Origin of the sequence: Endozoicomonas sp. ONNA1 (assembly GCF_024606325.1) — a bacterium.
Taxonomy (GTDB): Bacteria; Pseudomonadota; Gammaproteobacteria; order Pseudomonadales; family Endozoicomonadaceae; genus Endozoicomonas_A.
The window spans coordinates 1-1,410 of sequence record NZ_JAHHPN010000920.1 but is presented as its reverse complement, the minus strand read 5'-3'; the positions used below and the strand labels follow the sequence as shown (position 1 = coordinate 1,410).

At 44.8% G+C, this 1,410-nt stretch carries 2 protein-coding genes; both read right to left on the bottom strand.

From position 1 onward, the window contains the following. Nucleotides 1-172 precede the first annotated feature (172 nt). A complete protein-coding gene (locus tag KDK19_RS21630; protein ID WP_257292924.1) occupies nt 173-571 on the bottom strand; it encodes a hypothetical protein in 399 nt (132 codons plus the stop codon). Between the two features lie 264 nt (nt 572-835). Next, nucleotides 836-1,231: a hypothetical protein gene (locus KDK19_RS21625; RefSeq protein WP_257292923.1), complete on the bottom strand. Its 396-nt coding sequence runs from the start codon at nt 1,229-1,231 to the stop codon at nt 836-838. Between the last annotated feature and the right edge of the window lie 179 nt (nt 1,232-1,410).

The window sequence follows — 1,410 nt, the reverse complement described above, 5'->3', positions numbered from 1 at the left end:
CCTCAATTTCTTGCAATCCTCGCTACGGACGCTTAAGTCCGACAGGCTGCTAGGCGCCCCCATGGGAATCCCCCTCTGATTTCTTGAATCAGTGGGGGAGGATGTCAACTGAAGTGTTTTCCAATAATTAGATGGGGGGCAGGAAAAGTGCTTACCGGATAGCCTCTCAGGCCTATGATTCATTCATACATTTTTCATAGGCTTTTCTAAGCTCGCCTTTGTTGACGTCCCGGAAGAGTTCAGCTTTGGTTGAGTAATCTTTATACACCAGCCACCTTCCGCTAAGAAGAACACTAACGCCGCCGTAATAATCTGTATCTGGTGTGTTCTTGTCTCCGGCAATAATCAGGCAACAAGAATTATGCTTCCCAACCGGACAAGACACATCGTACTCTTTTAAAAGGGCGCATTGAGCCCCTGCGGCAGTATATGGATTTTCAGGCGTAAAATACCAAAATGTATCTGACGGGGTGTATAGATGCTGACAGTCACCTCCGGTGATTTGCGGGCCGGCATAACTTACATTGATAAAACCAATGCAAAACAAAAAAAGCAGCTCGTACTTCTTCATCACTTTCACCATGCCATCTTTTCGGCGAGTGGTAAGTATAGCCTTATCAATTTTGAGGGGCTTTTTTGTACTGAATATTTCACTCAGATTTCATGCCTGCAAAGCCCTGCTTCGGAAGGATTGCAACGCCATGAGCCAAAACGCAATGAGCCAAAATGGTGTCTCTGTAAAAAACCACCCATCAGGTGAAATCCGCAGGGATGCTTTCTAAAATCTTTTCGGGTGGGGCAAGACAGACGCTTATCGGAAATTCTCTCAGGACTATTACTCACTCATACATTTTTCATATCCCTTCCTGAGCTCGCCTTTATTAACGTCCCGGAAGAGCTCAGCTTTGGTTGAGTAATGCTTATACAACCTCCAGCCTTTAGTGAAGGTACTAACACCACCAAAATAGTCTGTATCAAACGTTTTACTGGCACCGGCAATAGTCAGACAACACCGATGATGCCTCCCAACAGGACAATCCATGTCATTGTAATTGCAAAGAGAACATTGGGCCCCTACGACAGTCGAAGGATCACTGGCAGGAGTAAAATACCAGAACGTATCAGCAGGAGTGTATAGAAACTCACAATCACTTTCCGTTATTTGTGAACCGGCATAACTTATATTAATAAAGCCAAGGCCAACCAAAATAAGAAGTTCGTGCTTCCTCATTATTTCCACCATTTTATCTATTTGGTGAGCATTAAGTGTAGCCCTGCCAAATACATCAGCGATACCATTAAAACCAATCCATCCAGTTCCATCGGAGACTGGCAAACAACAACAACTGAAACACTCAATGCCTTTGCCCGCCAGGTTTCTGCAAGAAACCCGGAAAAAACCTACCTGCC